Here is a 23,688-nt window from a genome sequence, read left to right as displayed (position 1 = left end):
TGGCTGTTGTCCAGCTATATTCTGATACATAGAAGCATGGCTTGCAGGATATCGGGAAGAGGAGTGATGGCGATGGACGTGAGGGCTGCCTATCGGCGTAAGTCACCAACAAGTATAATGTGGAAAACCGTTGCAGGAGACTGTAACTTGGCATGTGATTATTGCTACTACAGTACTTGTGGCGGTAAACCACAAAGCGAGATCAGACGTATAGAAGACAAACTGCTGGAGCGTGTCATCCGCCAGATGATGCACGAATGTGAAGGAAGCGTATCATTTGCTTGGCAGGGCGGGGAGCCTTTGTTAGCGGGGCTGTCGTTCTTTCAGCGTGTCGTTCAGCTTCAAGCGTTATATGCGCTGCCCAATACTACGATTAGTAATGCTGTGCAAACGAACGGCACCCTAATTGATGAGCATTGGGCGGCTTTTTTTCGTCGTTATTCTGTTTTGGTTGGTGTTAGCTTGGACGGTCCGGAAGAGATTCATGATAAACGAAGACGAACAGGATCAGGTAGGGGATCTTATAGACGAGTAATGGCAGGAGTTTCTACGCTGAAGCAGGCAGAAGTGGACTTCAACATCCTGACAGTCATCCATGAAGATAACGTGGGTCAAGCAGCGATGCTGATGGATTGGCTGGAGGAGAATGAGTTTCGACATGTACAGTTTATTCCTTGTATGAATTTTAGCGCACAGGATGTAGATGCAAAGGGACAGTATCGCATTAGTCCGCAGCAATATGGGCAGTTTTTGTGTGAAGCTTTTGATCGTTGGTATAACGATGGACGGCCTGGCCTCTCCGTACGGATGTTCGTTAACTGGCTGCAGAAGCTGATTGGCAGCGAGCCGGAACTTTGTATTCATCAGCAGGAATGTCCTTCTGTACTTGTTCTGGAACAGAACGGGGATGCCTATCCGTGTGACTTTTTTATTCATGAGCGCTTCCGGCTAGGCAATGCCAACGAGGATACACTTGTACAACTATTGGAAGAGCAGCGGTGGTCTATGTTCCGTTCGCTTCAACTAAGGATGTCGTCTCCGTGTATGACATGTAGATACCTGCATTATTGTGGAGGTGGATGTCCACGCAATCGTACTGATTTCTTGGATGTAAACGACAGGGGAGTACAAGGCAGGGATCAAGTCGACTATTTTTGTGAGAGCTATCGTATGCTGTATGCATATGGGGAAGAACGGATGCGTAAGCTAGCCTATGAATGGATGTTCCAACAAGGCATAGCGCTACCAGGCCGCAATGAACGATGCATATGCGGCAGCGGTCGCAAAGCAAAGAAATGTTGCAGCACCAGATGATATGGATAAACATTTTCCGGGAAATAATGTCGAACTTATCGATGAGGAGCGAATAAAGTGGAACAACAATGGCGTGTGTTTATCGCTATCCCTCTGCCAGAAGAAGTGAAAAAGTGGATTCAGGTCAGAATGAACAGCTTTGTCATTCCGACAAACCAGCTATTTAAACGGATAACGGATCCGCGTGACTATCATATAACGGTACAGTTTCTCGGAGATGTGGAAATATCACGCATAGCAGAAATTGAAGCCCGAATGCAGCTGGCAGTCCAAAGACTGTCTCCCTTTTGGCTGCAGTTGTCGGAATGGGATACGTTTGGGCGTAGAGATGCGCCTAAGGTGCTATGGTATGGTACACAGGGTAACTTACAGGTTTTAACAGAACTTCATCATCATGTTACCGCACAGATGCATATGAGTGGCTTCTTACCTGAAGATAGAGCATACCATCCACATATTACGACGGCTCGTCAATATAAGGGGGAAGGTGAATTTGATCTGATCGGTATGGAGCGAGTAATTACGGGTGGCGGACATGATGAAGATCCGGTATTGACCCTATCGCGTCCCGAGTGGCAGGTAGACCGAATTGTGTTGTACCGAACCCGTATGGGACAGCGACCGATGTATGAGGTTGTGGCAGAAGCTCTGCTAGCGCCATAGCGTGAAGTTTATTTGTTGAGATCAAAACAGGTTGGCAGGCTTCGTCCCTAACGGGCGGAGCCTTTTCTATACCTTGATAGAGTTTCGATTGGGGAAGTGCAGAGGAAGTACAGATGAGTGTAGATGGCATTCGCGGGGATATTATAATATAAATAATTCAAATTTCAATGTATAGTATGCAATCCAGTATATGTTAACGTTAAATGAAGCAGACCCTTCCTTTTGTGAAAGACGGGCCTGCTTCATCGCTGCTATTGTGCTACCATTTCATCCATAAGTCGCCATTCCAAGTGCTAATTTTTGCCCATCGGTTTCCGTTTCCATCAAATTCTACGTATTTCACCGTCACCTTTTGTGACTGCAGGGTGGCTGTTTTTTTACCATTTGGCTTGTTGAACAACGCTGTTGCCTTATTTAACTGTACGCTTTTAAACGTTTGGTCTGGTGCTATTACCCAGGAATTTTCTTTCCACGTTTTCACTTGATACCAAGTGAACCCATTTTTATCTGTTTTTTGCGAAATAACGTGCAAAGTCTGTTTGGACAACGTTCCGAGACGAGCACCATTCGTGCCTTTGTAGAATACGGTACCGTTGCCGACCTCAACTAATTTTAGCTGCGGAAGGGATGCTGGGTCTTTAATCCATGCTATACCTTTCCAAGTATTGATTTTGTACCAGGTCACGTTGTTGCCGTCTTTGCTTGCTTCCAGGACACCGATCTGCTGCGGGTTAATGCTTCCTAGCTTTTTTCCACCTGGAGTCGAATAAAATGGAGTGGCTTGCTTTAGTTCGATTGCATCTGTCTGTTTGATGACTGTACCCGTTGAATCTGAGGCGGCTGCGAGCGCAGCTCCAGAGAATGTACTGAACGCCAATGTTAGTGCCAGAACTGACAAAATTCTCTTCATGGTTGTTATATCTCCTCTCATGGTTATACAATTGGTAGGTTCGATTAATTATATTAATCCTCATAGTAAAAAGTTGCGGTCCTGCGAGGATTAAAACAGTAAAAGTGTGGTAGCGACACCTACTTTTATCTAGCCGCTGTCTGTGTGAATGAATCAGGAATGGAAAATTTAAGATGAATGAAGAAGCGTCAGGACATGCAGTCTCAAGCAGCTAATTGGAGCGATACAGCTTGTCATACGCACTTTTTAGCCTGGTTTTGGACCTGTTAGAAGCCGTATCTGTAACTGAACGCTAACGGAAAGGATGGATGGAAAATGAAATCTTTCATGAAATGGTTGAAACGTATTTTCTTTGGTATCGTTATACTTATTGTGATCGTTGCAGCAGCGCTATACTTTTATATAAAGCCAAATGAAAATTTGGGCTGGGCATCGCCTGTACAGGTAACCTTGACAGAGCGCATCGATCAGATGATTCGTCAGCATGCGCCAGAGATTGCAATCAGTGAGGCAGAACTGAACGGATATGCTGCGGAATGGATTAGGAAAGAGCTCCAGACGAGCCCAATCCTAACGAAATGGAAGCCTACAGGGATGCATATTGAATTGCATCAAGATCAATTGCTCATTAAGGCAGAAATAGAGCCATGGCAAGGTATTCGAGCATTAGTCCGGATACCAATGGACCTATCCTGGAATGTATCCGAGCAGATCATTCAAGCTGTGCCAACAGGGGGATATGTGAAGGATATTCCGATACCGCAAGGCTGGATGGAATTAAAACCGATTCAGATACAGGCCGGAACTTGGCTGCATGAGTTCGTCAAAGTGAAACAAATTCACTTTGAGGAAGGAAAGTGGCGAATACGCCTAGGGTTGAAACTGTAATAACGTCCAGCAGGATGGAATGGAGTGAATCAAATTGCCGAATAAGAAAGAGCTGCATCAGTTACAAATGAATTTCCGTACAATGGTTCGGGGGATGTATAAAGTATGGAATGAACAAATGGATCATGGTATTAATCCAACCCAGTTTAGCGTGCTGGAGCAATTGGACCGACATGAACCTATGAAAGTAACGGATCTGGCGAAGTCATTGCGGCTTACACCAGGAGCAGTGACGGGCATAACGGACAAATTGATAGAGCTTCAGTTGGTGACACGCCGTCGCGATGAATTGGACCGCCGAACGGTGCACGTGGAGTTGACTGAGGAAGGGCGAAAGACGATCACAGAAACGATCGTCCACCGTGGGGAAATGTTCGAGCGTTTCTTCCAGAATGTACACGATGAACAGCTGTATGCTTTTCTTGATGTATGTAAGCAGGTTATTTATAACTTAGAGGATATTACAAAGGAAGAGGGCGGAAAATAGGCAAGTGAAGTACGTTGTACTATTTTCTGTTTACCAAACAACCGTTGTAGGCTGATAACACAGCTGCAACGGTTGTTTGCGTTAAGGAAAATACGATATAGGCAATGGAACAAACAAATGGACGAATAGGGCCAAACAGATGATCCACTTGTAGTATTTATTGTGGAAGCGCTTACGTATTGATCTAACAAGCAGGAACCCTTTTCCCTACAGTTGTACAACTGCACTTGGATAAGAGCGGCCTATAATGAAAGTAGAGCGTGGATAGCAGAATAATCATTTGCATAAGACATCCCTTGGCATCGGGAACATTTTGTTGTTCTTTAATGGGGATAAAGCAAAGGGGAGAATACGCATGCCATTATCATTTGATATCCATACAGTTCCATTTAGCCGCTATGGTTCGTTTCTAACTGTCTCGTATTTGAACGCAGCAGGTTCACGTCCTGAGGGGGTGTATTTACGTACGGTTAGAGGGGGAGACCTGACGGCTGGAGCGGCATTCCGAATCGAGCTGCTAGAGAATCAAAGTCCTGTTGTTTATCAGGTTCAGGCCACGCCAACACGCCTACGGCTGAAAAGTGCAAGGGGCTATGCAGATCTCTGCATATGTAGTGCGGCTGCGGTGAGATGGAAGTCACATGGAGTAGGCGTACGCTTAACGCTAGAAGGTGGCGATTATGATTACGCGATGCAGTTGGCAGATAATCGGTGGGAAATTAACAGCTTTTTAAATGAAGTGCGGTTTATGGCAAATCGCCTGCAAGGCACCTTATCGGTTGATGCACCTTGGAATCGTACGCGATGCACACATGTCGCACTTCAATTTGAGCCGGACGATGACGGTTGTGCCGAATTTACGATTGAAGAATACCGCACAGTATGGCAGGAATTATCTCACTCCACAACCTTTGAGCAGGATGTTGAGCAGGTTGATGCGGAGTTCCAACAATGGCTTACCGGAACTTTGCAAACAGGGGACCCTGCGTTGAGTAAGGGACGTGAATTGGCTGCTTATATCACTTGGTCTTGTATCGTACCTAAAGGGGGATATCTGACACGATCAGCTATGTATATGTCTAAAAATTGGATGACTAATATATGGAGCTGGGATCATTGCTTTAATGCGATGGCACTTATTCGTTCAAATCCTGAACTAGCTTGGGATCAGTATATGATTTTCTTTGACCGACAAGATGAGAGCGGGCTGCTGCCTGATTTTATGAACGATAAATATGCGCTATGGAACTGTAATAAACCGCCGATCCACGGCTGGACGCTGCTTTGGATGATGGAGCGCAGCGATTGGATCGGCGAGCGTCAGCTCCTTGAAGTATACGAGCCGCTATCGCGTTGGACAAGGTGGTGGTTCAATTACCGCGATGATGATCGTGATGGTGTACCGCAATACAATCACGGTAATGATAGCGGCTGGGACAACAGTACGATTTTCCATGAGCGAGGTGCGGTAGAAAGTCCAGATTTGTGTGCATATTTAGTGCTGCAGTGCGAGGTGCTCATGAGAATTGCAGAGCGTATTGGCAGACCGCATGACGGAACAGCATGGCGTAATCTAAGGGAGCGTACCTTAGCGCTTATGCTGGAGCACTTCTGGCATAACGGCGAGATGCGGGCGCTGCGTTCTGGCAGTCATGAGCCGCTGGGGGGAGATAGTCTGCTTGTCTACCTGCCGATTATACTAGCAGACAGACTCTCGGCAGATGTGAAGGAATGGCTGGTGAACGGCTTGGCGGATAGCAGCAAATTCCTTGCTCCACACGGGTTTGCCACGGAAAGCCTTAGCAGTGAGGCTTATGAGTCTGACGGTTATTGGCGCGGTCCTATATGGGCACCTGTTATGATGCTGCTAGTTGACGGCTTGGTCCGCGCTGGCGAACGTGGTTTGGCACAAACAGCTGCCGATCGCTTCTGTCGTATGGCGGAGAAGAGCGGCATGGCTGAGAACTTTAATGCGATGACTGGTGAGGGGCTACGTGACCGCGCATTTACATGGACTTCGAGCGTATATTTAATGCTTGCCCATGAATACATTACGGAAGCTTCGAGTTAAACCTGACCTTATGCGGCTGTATCAATTAAGGCCAATTAGCGTGTTCCTGCTGCCTGGGAGCACGCTTTTTTGTTACAATTTTATATAGATTGCAGATAACGATTATGATAAACTTCATTTACTCCGTTAGCGTGAGCCTCAAAGGAGAGGATAAGGATGCTTCGTCTGAATAGAACTTCGTTTGTCAGTCGACTGCCTGCGCCGCGCCGAAGCCTTCGTTTTAAGCTTGTTCTGTCGTTCCTTGCGGCCGCACTTGTGCCGTTAATATCGCTTGGCCTGTTATCATACGTGAAGTCGACGGAACTGCTTGACGAGCAGCTTGGCAAATACGGGCATAATGCAGTTACCCAGCTCCAATACCAATTGGATGCCGAATTAAGTCAATTGGAGATGACTGCGGGGTATGTGCACACGTTCTTACTGGACCCAACACGGGTCGTGATCGGTCAACAAGTGCCGCATACTTATGCGGAGCTGCAAGAACAGCGCAACTTGGAAGATTTTTTGAAAGCGCTTAAAACGTTGAAATACCAAGGTATTTATATTGTGCTCCCCTCAGGCTATTACTTTGGCGAAAGCCTTATAAATACTAGTGAACTAGCGGACCAGAAATGGTGGCGTACGCTGCCGGAAAGCTATGCGGGCAAGTACTGGGCTGGCTTTTATACGTCAAGCCATTATATAAGCAGTACGGATCAGCATACGCGGTTGCTTGGTCTGGTAATTCCGATTCGCAACCAGCAAGGGTTGCTTCACAATAGTCGTATTCTCATTGAAATGAAAGCGGATAAGCTATTTGAACTGTTTCACCTGTTCGAAAAGGATACACAAGCCGCATTGACGATTCGGAGCCAAGCGGGACAGGTCATTTATCAATCCGAACACCAATATGAACCGAGTCCGACCGATGTTGTCTGGACAAGAGGGCTTACAATGAACGATTGGCAAATAGAATCGAGGCTGCCTTACGATCAATTCTATCAATCGTCAAATGTGATTCGTTCTTTTACAATCATCGGCTTGGTGGTCGCAGGGTTGGTGGCTTTGCTTCTGGGTTACTTCTTTTCCTCACTCGTAACGGGCAGAATCAAGCGTCTCAAAGAGTCGATGCATCTGGCGGGCACTGGTCGGCTGCACACGCGGGTGCCTGAACAGGAGCAGGATGAACTTGGCGTACTGGCGCACAGCTTTAATCGTATGGTCGCCCAGATTCAGACGCTCGTGGAAGAGATCGGAAGGACGGAGCAGCAGAAGAAAGAAGCCGAGCTGCGAGCGTTTCACTACCAGATTAACCCGCATTTATTGTTTAATACGCTGAATACGATTCAATGGAAGGCCCGCCTGCAAGGGAATGAGGAGATTCGCAGAATGCTCTTTCATTTGACAAAGCTGTTGGAGGGGAATCTGGATATTTCACAAGAGCTGGTCACGTTAGAGCAGGAGCTTACGATTATCGATCATTTTCTCCACATTCAACGTGCTCGCTACGAGTATGAGTTTGGTTACGAGGAGCGAGTGGATAAGCAGCTGCTGCATTACATGCTGCCAAGAATGAGTTTGCAGCCGCTGTTCGAAAATATATTTTTCCATGGATTTGAGGACGGTCAAGGTCTGATTACACTTGTCTTGAAAGAAGAGGGGAAAGAATTAGTGCTGATCTTGCAGGATGACGGCAAGGGCATCGGCGAATCTACACTTTTGCGGTTAAAGGAGAGGGCTGGGGAGCAAGCGGATGGCAGAGGGCTTGGGGTTGCTAATGTGGATCAAAGGTTTAAGCTGCATTTTGGTCCTGCTTATGGCTTAACGATTGAATCTGCTGCAGGTTCAGGAACAACCATTATCATTAGGTGGCCAAAGAGAGTGGGGGATAAGCATGACAGTGAATGATCCGATTAAGGTTCTGTTAGTTGACGATGAAAGCATTGTACGCCGGGGCTTGAAGGCTACGGTAGATTGGGCGCGTTACAATATGCAGGTCGTAGCTGACGCACCAAACGGACAGAAGGGTTGGGAAGCTTTTCTGGAATTCAAGCCAGAAGTCATTATTACGGATATTGTAATGCCTGAGATGGATGGGATTGAGCTGGCCAGAAGAGTAAAGCGGCAATGTCCAAATGCTAAAGTGCTGCTGCTTAGCTGTCATCGCGACTTCGAATATGCGCAGCAAGGAATTGCAATCGGGGCGTCAGGGTACTTGCTAAAGACCTCATTTGAGGACGAGGAACTTGATTTCTTTTTGAGCAAATTCAAAGACGAATTGTCTGCGGTGATGAAAGCTGTGGAGGTCATGCCGCACGATGACCGTGATCGCTGGGATGCCTCATTCTACGCTTGGCTGTGCGGTTTCCGCAACGAGTTCCGAAGCGAGCTGTTGTCCCGATGGAATGAGCATTGGTCATGGATGAATGAACCCCATGAAGTCTATTTAGCCAAGCTGTTTCCCTCTGGCGGCAGTGCCGAACTGGGACGGGATCAGGCCAGTAGTAACTCTGCTAGCCAGGCTCATCTGCTGTGGGAGGAAGTAGTGGGTCAATTCAAGCAGGAATACAAACAGGACGGATTTCTGGAAATGGTGCCGTGCGGAGCTGATCGCTGCTTTTATATGGTCAGCCAAAAAAAAGGACAGAAGCTGGAACATGTATTAAAGGAATGGAAGCACCGCAACGCGGACTTCTATTGGAGTCGGAGCGCCCCGATACAAGGGATGGAAGCGTGGCTTCAAACTGTGACGATGCTGCACCAGGAGGCGGAGTTGGAGAAGCAGTTCGAGCTGCGTACGTATTCCTGGCCGGAGACAATCACGTTGGCGGTTCGCCTGACGGCTGACAATCTCCGTGAACCATGGAGTGTGAGCGATCTCGCACACCGTGTGGGCTTGAGCAGAAGTCATTTTAGTACCTTATTTAAGAAAGTGACAGGAGAGAATTATGTATCATTTTTATATCGTATGCGCTTAAAAACGGCAAAGAATCTGCTTTCAAACACACCTATGACGTTGCAGGAGGTGGCTGAGCAGATCGGTATGGTAGACGGCAAATACTTAAGCAAATGGTTCAAGCGCTGCTGCGGCATGACGCCTACACAATTTAGAAACGGACAAAAAGCAGAATAATACCTATCAATTTAGAAGTGGCTGCATCTCCAAACTAAAGGATGGGCGGACAAAATAGCCCCAAAAAAGAAACAAATGACTGTTTTGAAAACGCTTTATTTCTCTTAAATTGAGGGTACGTCAACAAAAAAATCAATTAGGGGGACGTACGGATGAGCGCAAAGTTAAAATGGATAACCGTTCTAATGGTAATGTGCACAGCGATCCTGAGCGGATGCGGCGGCGGGCAGGACAGCGTGGGCTCAACAGATCAGCAAGGCGGCAAGTCAGAAAAGACGGTGCTCCGTTTTGCGACTTGGGACACAGGCGAGAGCCTCAAGGTGATGGAGAACATCGCAAAAGCGTTTGAAAAAGCGAATCCGAACGTAAAGGTACAGATTGAGCCTTATGCAGACGGATTTGATCAGAAGCTGGCAGCTTCCTTTGGAGCAAGCAACCCACCGGATGTGATGCTGATGTGGGATTTTCCAACCTATTATACCAATTTAGAGCCGCTGGACGAATATATTGCTAAGGATGCCAGCTTAAAGCTCGATGACATCTACGAGAGTTTGTTTAATTATGTAAAAGTTGACGGGAAGAGCTATGGCATCCCGGCTGGCTTCTCCTCCCGCGCTGTCTACTATAACAAGAAACTCTTTGATGCAGCAGGCGTCCCGCATCCAAAAGACGGCTGGTCATGGGATGACTTCAAGGCTGCTGCTGCCAAACTGACGGATAAGTCCAAAAAGCAGTATGGTTTTGGTGTTCGTGCCGAGAATGATCCATACGATATGCAAGGTTTTGTTTGGAGTAATGGGAGCAGCTTTATTAGTGATGATGGTAAGGCGATTGAGGGTTATATGAACAGTCCGGAGACTGCACAAGCCCTGCAGATGTTCGGGGACATGGTCAAGGACGGTTCAGCGGTACTCGTAGGCGGCAAAAACCAACTGAACGGCAACGATATCTTTAAAGCAGGCAAGTTGGCGATGTGGGAGAGCGGTGTCTGGCCGCTAGAAAGCTTTAAAGAAGCGAAAGTGGATTTTGGCACAGTTGAGATGCCTGCATTCAGCGGTAAGCCGGTGAAGGGTGTCATTGCGATGAGTGCGATCTCGGTAGCAAAGCAGTCCAAGCAGAAGGAGCTTGCTTGGGAGTTCGTGAAGTTCTTTATTTCGGAAGATGCGGTCAAAATGAAGAGCGATGCTGATCTGCCGATCCGCAAGAGCATCGTGCAGGAGAAGAAGTTCGATCAGGATCCGCTGTATAAGCCGTTCTATACCATGCTGGAGCGCTCCGATAAGACGCCTTCATTTTTGTTGAGCAAGAACTGGAAATTGGTGAATCGTCACCTGTCAACGGCCGTTGATTCTGTTATGTTGGGTCAAGAAGCACAGAAAGTATTGGATGCGGCTGTGAAGGATGCAAGCAAGTATATGGGAGAGAAGTAAGTAGTCCTCTCTTCGAAAAGGTGCTGTACCATGAGTCATCTCAGATGACAGTGGGACAGCACCTTTTTTTGATGTGAAAATACTTGAAGCAGAGACGGACAGCCAATTGTCAGTTTACCGACAAATCTGCATTGCAACACAGGCTTTTGTTGTGCAGCTAGCTGCTCTTGGACAACGGTTATATCGCACCTAACAATATGGTGATATCAAGCGGACAATTCGGCACCTAGGCTAAAAATATAGGCGGAAACAGGCTAACAAAGTGCCCCCTCCAGCCAGACAGACGTGTGTGTAAAAACGCTTACAATCGAAATAAAATAATACACAACGGGGGACGCCCCACATCGAATAGGATGGAAAGGAACGAAGTCTATGGAGACCAAAGTAAAGAGACCGACAAGCCTACGTTTACAAAAGACGATTCCTTATTTGTTCATTATGCCGTGGATTATCGGGTTTATCGCTTTTACACTCGGACCACTTATTTTCTCGCTGATCATCAGCTTTTATGACTGGCCAATTGTAGGAGACAAGACATTTGTCGGCCTTGCCAACTTTAAAGAGATGTTTACAGATGATCCCTTGTTCTATACCTCTTTGGAAGTAACCGTGAAGTTTGCTATATTGTTTGTGCCGCTTAACATTATTATTGCACTGCTGCTGGCTATGCTGTTGAACAAAAATGTCAAAGGAAGCGGGCTGTTTCGAACGGCGTTTTATTTGCCTTCCGTTATTTCAGGTGTCGCTCTGGCGATGATCTGGGCTTGGGTGTACGACGGAGAATACGGCATCTTGAACTACTTCCTGTCGCTGGTAGGTATTGAAGGCCCCAATTGGCTGAACGACCCGACATGGGCACCGATTGCAATGGTCATCGCAAGCTTGTGGGGACAAGGAACGATGATGCTTATTTTTCTGGCAGGTCTCAAAAATATTCCAAAAGATCTCTATGAAGCCTCTGCCATTGATGGGGCAGGGAAAGTGGCACAGTTTTTTAAGATTACGATTCCCATGTTGTCGCCGACAATTCTGTTTAACTTGATCACAACGATTATATCGGCCTTCCAGCAGCTAACGCTGGCGTTGGTGTTGACGGGCGGCGGGCCGCTTAACTCCACCTATTTTTACGCCATGTATATGTATGAGAACGCTTTTAAATTTTCGAAAATGGGATACGCCTCTGCCAACGCTTGGTTTATGTTCATTGTAGTTCTGCTGCTGACCATGCTGGTGTTTAAGTCATCTTCTGCGTGGGTGTACTATGAAGGAGAAATGAAAGCGGGACAGAAGGGATAAGCTGATGCAGCTATGAGTGTAGTACTCAATTAAGTTATATAAGCTTCTTACGTCTACCAAGCCCTTCCAACAGAGTCTGAAGCGTATTCGCAAGACTGGCATATAGCTTCGACTCCTCAAGGGTCAGAGCTTGGTTGCGCACTTAATAGATGGGGTGATCTTATGAAAAAAGTGCTCGTATACGCGGTGCTCGTTCTCTTTTCTTTGATGTTCCTTGCACCGTTCTATTGGATGATTACAACGGCGATCAAGTCACCAGAAGAGCTGTACGTCTTTCCGCCGAAGTGGCTGCCATCGGTTTTTAATTTCGATAATTTTGCCAAAGCGTGGACGATTCAACCGTTTAATACGTTCTTGGCCAATTCATTAATTGTAACCCTTCTATCGCTTATCGGTCAGTTAGCTTCGTCGGCGCTGGTAGCCTATGGCTTTGCCCGCTTTCGATTTAAAGGGCGGGATACGTTATTTGTGATCTTGCTTGCGTCGATGATGATTCCGTGGGAAGTGACGATGATCCCGCTGTATATGGAATTTAACGCATTAGGCTGGATCAATACGCTGAAGCCTTTAATTGTACCAGCATTTTTCGGAGCACCATTCTTTATTTTCCTGCTGCGTCAATTTATTATGACGATTCCGATTGAATTGGAAGAGGCTGCGCGTATTGACGGTGCAAATCCGCTGCAATCTTTTGTGCGTCTTATCATCCCGCTTATGGGTCCTGCACTGATTCTGGTCGGGGTGTTCCACTTCCTGAGCAGCTGGAACGATTACTTGGGGCCGCTTATTTTCTTAAACGATCAAAGCATGTATACCCTTACGCTTGGTCTGTCACAGTTCCGGGGCATGTACGGTGTAGAAATGGAGTCCATAATGGCCGTCACGTTCCTGATTTGCTTGCCGCCGCTGATTCTGTTCTTTATTGCCCAGCGCTACATTGTCGGGGGGATCGCGACCACAGGTATTAAGAGCTAGGCACGGAGGTGTAAAGGTTTACGCGGCAACGACTTAGAAATCAGGATGAACATGCACAGCATGGAGCAAAGTCGAAATGGAGCAGCTAGTCCTGACTGCTGGACAACGTCATATGATAGAAATGGAACAGCTTCTTTCAGTACTGTGAAAGAAAAATGATTATTCGGCATCGGACTAGGTGCAGAATCCGCAAGGAGGAATATACAAATGAACGTCAGACATTCATTAAATGATACAGACCAAAAATTGAAGGTGTCGTCCACAAACAACATGCAGAAGGATTGGAGCAACCTGGACGTGCTCCACCTGAATCGTGAAGCAAGCCGCTCTTACTTTATTCCACATGCGCGCAAGCAAACCGCATGGCAGTATGAGCGTGGAGGGTCACCATGGTTTCGTCTCTTGAACGGAAGCTGGCAGTTTCGTTACGATGAGCGGCCGGAACTAGCGCCTACTCATTTCTACAGGGAGGATTATGACGCGGAAAGCTGGGCCGTTATTGAAGTGCCTGGGCACTGGCAGTTACAGGGATACGGGAGTCCCCATTATACAGACCTGTATTATCCGTTTCCGCTGGATCCCCCTCATGCGCCTGCGCATAACCCGACAGGCTCATACCGACGGGAGTTTACCATTTCACCAGCTTGGACGGGCATGCGCAAGACGTTAAGATTCGAAGGTGTTGACAGCGCATTTCATGTTTGGGTCAACGGTCAGTCTGTCGGTTATAGCCAAGGCAGTCGATTGCCATCTGAATTTGATATTACAGCGTATGTGCGCGAGGGCAGCAATACACTAGCTGTTCGTGTATATCAATGGTCTGATGGCAGTTATTTAGAAGATCAGGACATGTGGTGGCTGAGCGGTATATTTCGGGACGTATCCATTATAGCGGAGCCACCTGTCCATATTCGTGACTTCAGTATCAGGACAGAGCTGGACAGCGCTTATCATAATGCGATGCTATTGGTAGAGTGTGAGCTTCAGAGCGTAATAGCAGACCATGTAGGTGTAAGCAGCGGTTATTACGTCACCTATGAGCTGATGGATGTAAATGGATGTCTTATTAGTTCAGGAGCGAGTGAAGCAGTGACCCACACAGGATCGGAGGAATCGCAGCAATTGGCTGCTGGACATACTTTGTCATCATATACTCTGCAGATAAATGCGGCAGTGACGAATCCGAACAAGTGGACAGCAGAGACACCTTACCTTTATACGCTGCTATTATCGTTATATGATGTTCATCACCGGCTTGTTGAGGTCATTCCTAGTCGAGTCGGTTTCCGCAAAGTAGAAGTCCGCGGCGGCCAGATGCTGGTGAATGGTACAGCTATTCAGCTCAAAGGTGTAAACCGCCATGACCATCACCCGGAGCTCGGCCGTTATGTACCTTACACTGTTATGAAGCAGGACGTACTGATGATGAAGCAGCATAATATTAATGCTGTACGTACAGCTCATTATCCGAACGATCCTCGTTTCTATGACCTCTGTGACGAGTTAGGCCTATACGTGATGGACGAAGCAGATCTGGAAACCCATGGAACCGAACTGGTAGGTAAGCCAGATTGGCTGAGCGACAATCCGCTCTGGGAAGCCGCTTATATCGACCGAATTGAGAGAATGGTACAGCGTGACAAGAACCATCCGTCCATCATTATGTGGTCCCTTGGCAATGAATCAGGATTTGGCTGCAATCATAAAGCGATGAGCCAATGGGTGCATCAAGCTGACCCAACACGTCTTGTTCATTATGAGGGGGATCGGGAAGCCGCAGTATGCGATGTATTTAGCACGATGTATTCCTCTGTTGAGAAACTGGAGGGCTTCGGGCAGCTTGAAGAGTTGGATAAGCCCCATATTGTTTGTGAATACGCTCATGCGATGGGCAATGGACCGGGCGGATTGAAAGAATATGATGAAGTTTACCGAAAGTACCGTCGTCTTCAAGGTGGCTTTGTATGGGAGTGGATAGATCACGGATTACTGGCATATAGTGCCGATGGCGAAGCCTATTACACCTATGGCGGGGATTACGGTGACGAACCGAATAACGGCAACTTTGTAATCGACGGCCTTGTGCGACCAGATCGCTTTCCTTCTCCAGGATTGCTGGAGTATAAAAAGGTAATCGAGCCCTTGCAAGTTGCAGCAGTAGATTTAAATGTGGGTGCAATTATGATTCATAATTTGTATGATTTTATTTCACTGGATCATCTGTTGCTGGGTTGGTCCATTGTCAAATATGGTCAAGTGCTCGCTAGTGGAACCAGTGCCTTGCCGCATATTCGAGCTGGTGCTTCCGAGCAGGTTGTCCTGCCGCTCCCGCAGCTTGCTGCTCCGTTGGTCAGCGGCGGCGCTGCAGACGTAGATGCATCGTCACAGCCGGAAATCTGGCTGAACTTAAAACTGACGCTTGCCCAAGATGAACCATGGGCTGCACGCGGACATGAAGTAGCTTCGACACAGCTGCTGATGCCAAATCCTTTGAGGCAGGCTGCAGCGCAGGAAGCCGCAGCATCGGCTGCAAGGGGGACGACCAATACCTCAAGTACGACATCTACAACTTCAGCTGCCGACATATTGGAATCCGACACAGCTGTAAATGAGGATCAATGGGCACCACTTCGCTGTCGGATTGATCAACATTTGCTGCGGGTGGAAAGTGAAAGATGTAGAATGGTGTTTAACATGCTTGAGGGGACGCTCGATAGTTGGACGTTGGAAGGCAAGGCACTGCTGCATACAGGGCCGAAGCTTGACTTCTGGCGAGCCCCGATTGACAACGATATGTATGTCTTGCAAAACTGGAAGAAGGCTTGCCTAGATCGTCTGGTGCAAAAGGTCGACGCTTACGCTATCGAAGAGAGTACTGACGGTGTAACGATTACATTTGATATTCGAATAGCACCGCCTGTATACGATTGGGGATTCCGTTGTCAGATCAAATACATTGTTCTTCGTAGTGGAGCAATGCGCATGGAAGCTAATGGCGAGCCAATTGGCACGCCACCGGAACTGCTGCCGCGAATTGGCTGGTCAATTACCGTGCCGGGGACAATGGATCAGGTGACCTGGTATGGACGCGGCCCGGGTGAAAACTATGCAGATAGCAAGTTGGCGAGTGAGGTTGGTGTTTACACCACTTCGGTGCGCGAATTGGGTTTCCCGTACGTGTTCCCGCAAGAGAGCGGCAATCGTACAGACGTTCGTTGGGTGGGGCTCCACGATCTGCGCGGCACAGGATTGATGGCGTGGGGAGACCCCGTGCTGGAGTTCAGCGCGCATCCCTATACAGCTGCCGATTTGGAACAGGCCAAGCATTTACACGAACTGAAGGAGCGGGATACCATCACGCTGCATTTGGACTATCGTCAGAACGGACTTGGCAGCAACAGTTGTGGTCCAGCGCAGCTGCCGGCATACGCGTTGAAATCTGAGCCATTCGCTTTTGCAATCTTACTTCAGGCTTTTCAAACTGAGGAGACATCTTTAGTGGCGCTCGGCAGCACCTGTTTCACGGGTGATAAGCCTGCAATAGATTGAAAGAGGTGACCCGACGGAATGACACGTGCTTGGATTGCGAATCTATGTTTGCTGTTGGTTGCCTTTGTTTGGGGCTCCACTTTTATTATTGTGCAAAAGGCGGTACAGACACTGCCGCCGCTGGCATTTAACGCTGTTCGTTTTTTGGGGGCAACGTTTTTATTTGTCATCATCATGATGATGATTTACCGCCGTCGGAAATATAATTGGTCGCGCAAGCTGCTGCTTCATGGCAGCTTGTTGGGCTGTTGGCTGTTCGGGGCCTATGCCTTGCAGACGATTGGACTTCTGCATACAACTACGACAAACACGGGCTTTATTACCGGTATTTCAGTTGTGCTTGTTCCGTTTGCGATGCTGCTGTTCATGCGGCAGCATCTTTCTTGGTCCACATGGGCTGCGGCAGTTATTGCCTTTATAGGATTGTATCTGCTTACGTTTAATGGCGGCGTGTTAACCTTTAACAAAGGGGATTTGCTCGTGTTTTTCTGTGCGATCTGTTTTGCACTGCAGATTGCCCTGACGGGTAAATATGCTCCCGTATATGATACGCTGCCGCTTGTTATCGTACAATTGGGCACAGTGGGGGTGCTGTCTGCCGTCTTTTCGTTATTAACAGAGTCGCTTGGTTCACCTGCTGCACTGTGGACTTCGCTCACCAATTCAGATGTGCTGGTTGCGCTTGCTGTATCCATTGGCCTCTCCACTGCGTTTGCTTTCTGGGCGCAGACATGGAGTCAGCGGTATACGTCGGCGACAAGAGTGGCGATCATTTATGCCACAGAACCCGTGTTTGCGGCCATTACAGGCGTCACATTTGCAAATGAGACGCTGGGGATATGGGCAATTGTTGGCTGTGCGCTTATTTTCGGAGGCATGATATTGGCAGAGATTCGCTGGAAGTCAAAAAAATCTACGCTTTCAGCTTAGCTGTTCGCTTCCATGCTATCCAACAGGGGCGGATAAGAAGGACATACAATAAAAAGGCAGCACCGAAGTAGATCGATCTACTTCGGTGCTGCCTTTTTTGTTCAGTCGTAACAATCCGTGTAAAGTCAGGATGTCCTTCTGCCAGTAAGCAACGATATCACAAACAGAATCAGGAAAATAAAGAATAGTACTTTTGCGATCGAGGCTGCCGCCTCCACAATACCGAAAAATCCGAATATACCTGCCACGATTGCGATGATAAAAAATAACAGAGCCCATCTTAACATCATATTCACTCCTTTTTCCTCGTTAGAAAATGTCTGTTGAGTTGCTTTGGTTTGTTGCAGATTGTATAACCGAATCAAAATCGGTTTGAAACATTCCTTTTTTATTTCAAATTTATGATTCAATAGTCTTGCTCAGGGGTATACATTGTTAGCTCTATTCCCTGTACAAACGCGGATTTGTAGTCTTATGCGCTGTGGGGGGTGAGTACTGTATGGCTAATGTAGTAACATTTCGATCTATGTGCAGCAAATATGTACATATTCATATACAATAAGAGTAAAGATCCACTATGATAGACTTCTTAGCAGACATACATATTATTTGTGGGAAGAGAGGGTGCACAATGATACTGGAAATCAGTGCTTTAATCGCATCGTTGGCTTTTGTAGTCCTTGTTATATTTCTAATTCAGACGCTGGTTACAGCCAAGCGTTCACTAGACCGTGCATCGGCAACGTTGGAGGAAGTACAGCGCACGGTTGAGGCGTTAAGCGGAGACTTGCAGGCGGTTGCCCGCAATGCAAATGAGATGACTGCCGGCATCCAACAGCAGGTGAAGAAGATAGAGCCGCTCGTTGACTCCATTGAAAATATCGGTGAAGCGCTGAATGAAGTAACTGCCGTAGCTCGGCAAGTATCAGTTGGTGTAGTAAACGGCGTGCGCAAGGCAGCAACACGTTTTGACACAGATAAGCTGAAGCGTAAATCGCGCGTTCAGACACCGGCATCGGCGGACACTGCGTCAGATGCGGTGAGGGATGGTGACGGGGGACCCGCAGCCGCTGTCGATTTCGCGCTAGCTTCCGCAGCAGTGCAAGCTACTGCAGCAGAATCTGTACACGCTGCTCCGGAGATAGAAGCACAGATGATGATGCCGGTGGCGATCGCTGAGGCTGCCGCGGCGAAGTCTGCTGCCAAGGCGGCTCCTGCGCGCGCAGCGGCTTCTTCAGAAGCCTGGAAGTCGTGGGTAGATATCGGAGTGCAGGCGTGGCAATTGTTCCGCAACAGCTCGAAATAGAAATAGCCGGTTATCATTAGATAGCCGGCTATGTTTTTATTAGGGATATAGTGTACGAATTAGGTTAAGGCACGCACAGATGCAGCTCATGTTGTTATTTAGTGGAATTTTTCAAATGACATGCCCTCACCTGACTAATTTAGGTATAGTTGAGATGACGCTGCAAAGATAGGGGAGAAACGCAATTGAACGTACTCGTTGTCGATGATAACCCGACGAATGTGATGCTTATACGAGAAATATTGCGTAAAGCTGATTATACCGGCATTACGACCGTCTCTTCCGCAAGAGAGATGTATGAGGTATTGGGACTAAAGAAGTCGGGCATCAGCACAGATACTCTAAAAGAACCGGATATCGATCTAATCTTGCTGGATATGATGATGCCGGAGATTGATGGATTGGAAGCATGCAGGCATGTTCAAACCTTTCCCTTGCTCCGTGATATTCCAATCATCATGGTTACTGCTATTGGGGACTCCAATACATTGGCGGAGGCGCTGGATGCAGGAGCGGTTGATTATGTCACCAAGCCAATAAATCGCATTGAGCTGCTGGCACGGATTCGACTTGCTTTACGCCTGAAGAAAGAGAAGGACTGGCACAAGGAAAGAGATCGGCATATCCGGGAGGAGCTGCGCTTGGCGGCCAGTGTACAAGCCTCTGTTCTAACTGAACCGTATTCAGATGAGCAGATAGAGATACAGGCAATATACAGGCCTTCTGAAGAGCTGGCAGGCGATCTGTATGCCTGGTTTCCATTAGGAAATGGTAAATACGGCGTGCTCATTTTAGATATGATGGGCCACGGGGTATCTTCCGCACTGCTGTGTATGTTTATTGCTTCGGCGCTCCGTAATACGGTCATGAGTGAGGAGACACCAGATGGCGTGCTGCGAAGTCTGAACAGTAAGTTTCATTACTTGCATATGAGCGACAGCTTGACGATGTATTATTTGACGGCAATATACGCCATTGTGGATACAAAGCAGCACTTGATTCAGTATGCCAATGCGGGTCATCCGCCAGGCATCGTCGTGATGAGCGATGGTGCGGTCGTCCATCTGGAGTCTACGGGCCATCCTGTCGGTATGTTTCCTGAGTTGGAGGTAGAGTCAAAGATGATTATGTGTACGAATGAGTACCGGATGGCTCTTTATACGGATGGTCTTGTGGAGGCTGCCGGAGATGAACTGGATGATGCAATTGAGCATCTTACGGAGCTAATGAAGCAAGAGGATTCCATTGATGCGGATGCATGGTCAGCATTGTTTGGCAACCCCTGCGCACGTGAGGATGATAAATGCATGGTATGGGTTTCTGTGCGGAGCATGGAGGGGGAAACAGCGTGAAGTTAAAGACAAAGTTAATCATAGGTTTTGCTTCATTTATGATTATTTTGGCAGGACTCGGTTTGATTTCTTATGTACGGATGAGCGGTATGCAAACCGAGATTGAACGTTTCTATAATGAACGCTTTGTAAAGGTAAAAGCGGCCTCAGGTGCCAGAGACGATTCCAATAATATGGCACGCGAGCTTGTTAATGAACTGCTAAATGGGGGTACAAGTACACAAGAGGCAGCACTAGAGATTCAACGGTATAAGAAACGAGTAATTCAAGCGCTTCAATTACTGGAGAATACCGTCCTCACCATCCAAGAGAAGGAAAATATCTCCCAGGTGAACCGATCATGGGCTAATTACATTGAATTTGTTGAAGAAGCGGAACGGTTGAGTGCATCTAACAATGTGGCAAAAGCCAATGAACTGCGGAACAGTGTTGGGTTGCCTTATCTGAAGAAGCTTCAGGAGGATCTAAACAGCCTTGCCAGTTATCATGAAATGATGATGGATGACCAGCTTCGTAAATCCCAACAGATGTATGAGCTGTCTATTGCTTGGACGGTAGGGATGATGGGATTAGGCATTCTATTAAGTATAGGTGTTATGGTATGGGTTATTCCAGGAGTAACTCGTAATTTGAACACGATGGCGTTGATGATACGTAGTCTTTCACGTGGCCGCACGGCAATCATTCGTAAGTTGAAGGCTTATACAAATGATGAGATTGGGGAAGTCATTGAAGTATTTAAGTCTATGGTCTCTGATCTGGAGCAGCGTAAAAAGATTGAAGAGCAGTTTCAACTGGAACAAGAGCAGCAAGCCTGGATAGATAGCAACATTGCAAAAGTAACGGACTTGTTAAATGGCGTGACAACGCTGCAGCAAGTCGGCCAGACTTTTATCAACGAATTCACACCAATCCTGAGCGCCCAGTATGGTGCACTCTACATCCGTGATGAAGCCAGAGCATCCAATAAGCTGCGCCTATATGGCACGTATGCGGCACAGCATCAATTGGAGGCCGAGCACAGCTTTGACATCGGAGAAGGCCTGGTTGGCCAGTGCGCCGCTGACGAACGCCCAATTCTTATTCATGATATGGTAGATTGCTCTCTCCGTATTCAATCTGGTGTATGTGAAGCATCGCCAATGGAGCTGGCGCTTTACCCGATAACGTTTGAGCAGCGGGTGCTTGGTGTTGTCGAACTGGCGTCGCTTAAGCCACTGACGCATACACAACATAAGTTGTTGGAACAACTGATGATCAATTTAGGGGTCATTATCCATACGATATCAGGTAAGATGCGTGTGGAAGACCTTCTGCGGGATTCACAGGCACTGACGGAGGAACTGCAGTGTCAGTCGGAAGAATTAATGACGCAGCAAGAAGACTTGCGTCGTTCGAACGAGCACCTAGAAGCTCAAACCGAGGCGCTGAAGCGTTCAGAAGAGCTTTTACAACGGCAGCAGGAGGAACTGGAGCATTACAACACAGAGCTTATTGCCAAGACAAGAGCGCTGGAAGAGACAATGCTGAGCACGCAAGAGAAGAACGAGGAGTTGGAAAGCGCGCGTACCGCATTGGAGCGTCAGACGCTGCAATTGGCGCTTGCGTCTAAGTACAAGTCAGAGTTTCTAGCCAATATGTCTCACGAATTGCGGACGCCTCTTAACAGTCTTCTCGTTCTCTCGCAGTTGCTGGGGGAGAATAAGGAAGGCAATTTACTAGAGAAACAAGTTGAATATGCGCGGACGATTCATATGTCTGGGGCGGATCTATTAAAGATGATTGACGAGATTCTAGATTTGAGCAAAATAGATGCGGGCAAGATGAAGGTAGACTACGAACTGATGCATATTCAAGAGATAACTAGTTTTATGTATGATAGCTTTGAACCGATTGCTTCCCAGAAAGGTATTGCATTCCAACTTCATGTTGCCGAGGGACTGCCAGCATCTATTTATACGGATGCCGATCGTCTAAAGCAAATTGTTCGGAACTTATTGTCCAATGCATTTAAGTTTACCAATTCCGGCAGCATTGAGCTTGCATTGGCTCCTTCCTTGGACCCAAATGCTATTGAGGGCGAAGAATCACCAGCATTTTTGGCTATTCAGGTCAAAGATACAGGCATCGGCATCCCACAGGAGAAGCTGGGACTTATATTTGATGCTTTTCAGCAGCTTGACGGCACAACAAGCCGAAAATACGGTGGCGCTGGCTTAGGATTATCGATCAGCAGAGAACTTACCCAGCTCTTAGGCGGTAGCTTGACAGTTAGCAGCATCACAGGGCAAGGGAGCACATTTACTTTGCTGCTTCCGATGTATACAGAGGCTGAGGAGCTAGCCAAGCTGCAAGTCACAGCAGACAGCAGCCACATGTCGGAGATCGAGCAGTTGGTTCGAGAGGTATCGAAGCAGATCGAGGACGGAGTGTCTGAAGAGAAAGAGAGCGTGAAGCTTCAACAGACACAGATGTTGTCCGAGGTGGCGGCCAGCTATGCAAAGAAGAAGGATAACTCTGCTGGCAAGCCCAAGCTTGCTCAGGTACGGCCATGGATGTTCGAGCGCAGAAGGCTCCTGATTGTTGAAGATGATGGTCCTCAGCGGCAATCGATGATTGCCCTTATTGAAGGAGCCAATGTGTCTGTGACCGCCGTATCTACTGGATCAGAGGCGCTAGAACACCTTGCGCAAGAGAAGATAGACGGTATGGTACTTGATCTGATGCTGCCAGATATGACTGGCTTCCAACTGATGGAGCGTATCGAACAGACGCTGCCAGAACTGGTTCATCTGCCTATCATCATTTATACGGGCAAGTCGCTGGATAACAAAGAAGAGCTGGAGCTGCGCAAGCGCGCACAAAGTATTATTATCAAGAACGTGAAGTCGCCGGAGCGTCTGCTGCAAGAGACGATGCTGCTCTTGAATCGCGTTGAATTAGAGGAGGATAGGTCATATCCGCCCGAGCGTGCATTAGAGCCGAAGGATCAGTTGTTATCAGGCAAAAGAGTACTGCTTGTAGATGATGATGTACGGAATGTATTTGCGTTGTCGAGTGTTCTCGAGCAGTTTGATATGGTGATTGAGTATGCGGAAAATGGAGTAGAAGCACTGGCGGCTCTGGAACGAAAACCAACCTTTGATATCGTCCTGATGGACATGATGATGCCAGAGATGGACGGTTACGAAGCGATGCGGAAAATTCGCCAAATGCCTGCATTTGAGAAGCTGCCGATTATCGCACTTACAGCCAAAGCGATGAAGGAAGACCGTAATAAGTGTATAGAGGCAGGGGCTTCTGATTATGTCAGCAAGCCATTCCAAACCGAGCAATTGCTGTCTCTAATGAGAGTGTGGCTGTACAGCACCTAGTATAAACAAAGTAAGCCGTATGGGGATTTGG

At 47.5% G+C, this 23,688-nt stretch carries 17 protein-coding genes; 15 read left to right on the top strand and 2 right to left on the bottom strand.

What is annotated here, in order from left to right:
- Positions 1-72: 72 nt before the first annotated feature.
- Together QP775_RS20300 and thpR are read left to right on the top strand one after the other, a co-directional pair.
- Positions 73-1,314, top strand: coding sequence for an anaerobic sulfatase maturase (locus QP775_RS20300; protein ID WP_285108737.1), 1,242 nt, complete (start codon positions 73-75; stop codon positions 1,312-1,314).
- 57 nt (positions 1,315-1,371) lie between these two features.
- Positions 1,372-1,977: an RNA 2',3'-cyclic phosphodiesterase gene (gene thpR / locus QP775_RS20295; protein ID WP_285108736.1), complete on the top strand. Its 606-nt coding sequence runs from the start codon at positions 1,372-1,374 to the stop codon at positions 1,975-1,977.
- A 259-nt stretch (positions 1,978-2,236) separates the two neighbouring features.
- On the opposite strand, the gene QP775_RS20290 is transcribed toward thpR, so the two are convergent.
- Positions 2,237-2,887, bottom strand: a complete 651-nt coding sequence (locus tag QP775_RS20290; RefSeq protein ID WP_285108735.1) for a hypothetical protein — start codon at positions 2,885-2,887, stop codon at positions 2,237-2,239.
- A 327-nt stretch (positions 2,888-3,214) separates the two neighbouring features.
- On the opposite strand from QP775_RS20290, the gene QP775_RS20285 reads away from it, so the two are divergent.
- From QP775_RS20285 to QP775_RS20240, 10 genes are all read left to right on the top strand, one after another.
- A complete protein-coding gene (locus QP775_RS20285; protein WP_285108734.1) occupies positions 3,215-3,775 on the top strand; it encodes a hypothetical protein in 561 nt (186 codons plus the stop codon).
- A gap of 34 nt (positions 3,776-3,809) precedes the next feature.
- Positions 3,810-4,262 carry a MarR family winged helix-turn-helix transcriptional regulator gene (locus QP775_RS20280; RefSeq protein ID WP_285108733.1) on the top strand — a complete coding sequence of 151 codons (453 nt, stop codon included), beginning with the start codon at positions 3,810-3,812 and terminating at the stop codon, positions 4,260-4,262.
- Positions 4,263-4,617: 355 nt separating this feature from the next.
- The gene (locus QP775_RS20275) at positions 4,618-6,333 is read left to right on the top strand and encodes an amylo-alpha-1,6-glucosidase (protein ID WP_285108732.1); all 1,716 of its coding nucleotides are present in this window, start codon (positions 4,618-4,620) and stop codon (positions 6,331-6,333) included.
- A 156-nt stretch (positions 6,334-6,489) separates the two neighbouring features.
- Positions 6,490-8,220 (top strand): sensor histidine kinase, encoded by a 1,731-nt coding sequence (locus QP775_RS20270; RefSeq protein WP_285108731.1) that lies wholly within the window; start codon positions 6,490-6,492, stop codon positions 8,218-8,220.
- The gene (locus QP775_RS20265) at positions 8,207-9,445 is read left to right on the top strand and encodes a response regulator transcription factor (RefSeq protein ID WP_285108730.1); all 1,239 of its coding nucleotides are present in this window, start codon (positions 8,207-8,209) and stop codon (positions 9,443-9,445) included. Before QP775_RS20270 ends, QP775_RS20265 begins: the two co-directional genes overlap by 14 nt.
- 152 nt (positions 9,446-9,597) lie before the next feature.
- Positions 9,598-10,875, top strand: coding sequence for an ABC transporter substrate-binding protein (locus QP775_RS20260; protein ID WP_285108729.1), 1,278 nt, complete (start codon positions 9,598-9,600; stop codon positions 10,873-10,875).
- A gap of 372 nt (positions 10,876-11,247) precedes the next feature.
- Positions 11,248-12,171 (top strand): carbohydrate ABC transporter permease, encoded by a 924-nt coding sequence (locus tag QP775_RS20255; RefSeq protein WP_285108728.1) that lies wholly within the window; start codon positions 11,248-11,250, stop codon positions 12,169-12,171.
- A gap of 162 nt (positions 12,172-12,333) precedes the next feature.
- Positions 12,334-13,146 carry a carbohydrate ABC transporter permease gene (locus QP775_RS20250; protein ID WP_239331756.1) on the top strand — a complete coding sequence of 271 codons (813 nt, stop codon included), beginning with the start codon at positions 12,334-12,336 and terminating at the stop codon, positions 13,144-13,146.
- 207 nt (positions 13,147-13,353) lie between these two features.
- On the top strand, positions 13,354-16,695 hold the full coding sequence (locus QP775_RS20245) for a glycoside hydrolase family 2 TIM barrel-domain containing protein (RefSeq protein ID WP_285108727.1): 3,342 nt from the start codon (positions 13,354-13,356) through the stop codon (positions 16,693-16,695).
- An 18-nt stretch (positions 16,696-16,713) separates the two neighbouring features.
- Complete coding sequence (locus QP775_RS20240; RefSeq protein WP_285108726.1) at positions 16,714-17,625, top strand: DMT family transporter; 912 nt, start codon at positions 16,714-16,716, stop codon at positions 17,623-17,625.
- Positions 17,626-17,750: 125 nt separating this feature from the next.
- Here QP775_RS20240 and QP775_RS20235 read toward each other — a convergent pair whose 3' ends face one another.
- Complete coding sequence (locus QP775_RS20235) at positions 17,751-17,912, bottom strand: DUF1328 domain-containing protein (protein ID WP_239331762.1); 162 nt, start codon at positions 17,910-17,912, stop codon at positions 17,751-17,753.
- Positions 17,913-18,256: 344 nt separating this feature from the next.
- Here QP775_RS20235 and QP775_RS20230 point away from each other — a divergent pair, with 344 nt between their 5' ends.
- From QP775_RS20230 to QP775_RS20220, 3 genes are all read left to right on the top strand, one after another.
- Positions 18,257-18,931 (top strand): DUF948 domain-containing protein, encoded by a 675-nt coding sequence (locus QP775_RS20230; protein WP_285108725.1) that lies wholly within the window; start codon positions 18,257-18,259, stop codon positions 18,929-18,931.
- A 185-nt stretch (positions 18,932-19,116) separates the two neighbouring features.
- A complete protein-coding gene (locus QP775_RS20225) occupies positions 19,117-20,283 on the top strand; it encodes a fused response regulator/phosphatase (RefSeq protein WP_285108724.1) in 1,167 nt (388 codons plus the stop codon).
- A complete protein-coding gene (locus QP775_RS20220; RefSeq protein ID WP_285108723.1) occupies positions 20,280-23,657 on the top strand; it encodes a response regulator in 3,378 nt (1,125 codons plus the stop codon). The genes QP775_RS20225 and QP775_RS20220 overlap by 4 nt, the downstream gene beginning before the upstream one ends.
- The last annotated feature ends 31 nt before the right edge of the window (positions 23,658-23,688 follow it).

Source organism: Paenibacillus sp. UMB4589-SE434 (assembly GCF_030226685.1).
Classification (GTDB): Bacteria; Bacillota; Bacilli; order Paenibacillales; family Paenibacillaceae; genus Paenibacillus_B.
The sequence above is the reverse complement of the archived record's forward strand: the minus strand, read 5'-3'. Positions and strand labels throughout refer to the sequence as shown.

Bases quoted from the DNA above. Each gene is read 5' to 3' on its own strand.
- QP775_RS20245 (WP_285108727.1), top strand. From the start codon at position 13,354: ATGAACGTCAGACATTCATTAAATGATACAGACCAAAAATTGAAGGTG.
- QP775_RS20285 (WP_285108734.1), top strand. From the start codon at position 3,215: ATGAAATGGTTGAAACGTATTTTCTTTGGTATCGTTATACTTATTGTG.
- QP775_RS20230 (WP_285108725.1), top strand. From the start codon at position 18,257: ATGATACTGGAAATCAGTGCTTTAATCGCATCGTTGGCTTTTGTAGTC.
- QP775_RS20300 (WP_285108737.1), top strand. From the start codon at position 73: ATGGACGTGAGGGCTGCCTATCGGCGTAAGTCACCAACAAGTATAATG.
- QP775_RS20290 (WP_285108735.1), bottom strand. From the start codon at position 2,887: ATGAAGAGAATTTTGTCAGTTCTGGCACTAACATTGGCGTTCAGTACA.
- QP775_RS20235 (WP_239331762.1), bottom strand. From the start codon at position 17,912: ATGTTAAGATGGGCTCTGTTATTTTTTATCATCGCAATCGTGGCAGGT.
- QP775_RS20265 (WP_285108730.1), top strand. From the start codon at position 8,207: ATGACAGTGAATGATCCGATTAAGGTTCTGTTAGTTGACGATGAAAGC.
- QP775_RS20260 (WP_285108729.1), top strand. From the start codon at position 9,598: ATGAGCGCAAAGTTAAAATGGATAACCGTTCTAATGGTAATGTGCACA.
- QP775_RS20270 (WP_285108731.1), top strand. From the start codon at position 6,490: ATGCTTCGTCTGAATAGAACTTCGTTTGTCAGTCGACTGCCTGCGCCG.
- QP775_RS20275 (WP_285108732.1), top strand. From the start codon at position 4,618: ATGCCATTATCATTTGATATCCATACAGTTCCATTTAGCCGCTATGGT.
- QP775_RS20240 (WP_285108726.1), top strand. From the start codon at position 16,714: ATGACACGTGCTTGGATTGCGAATCTATGTTTGCTGTTGGTTGCCTTT.
- QP775_RS20255 (WP_285108728.1), top strand. From the start codon at position 11,248: ATGGAGACCAAAGTAAAGAGACCGACAAGCCTACGTTTACAAAAGACG.
- QP775_RS20250 (WP_239331756.1), top strand. From the start codon at position 12,334: ATGAAAAAAGTGCTCGTATACGCGGTGCTCGTTCTCTTTTCTTTGATG.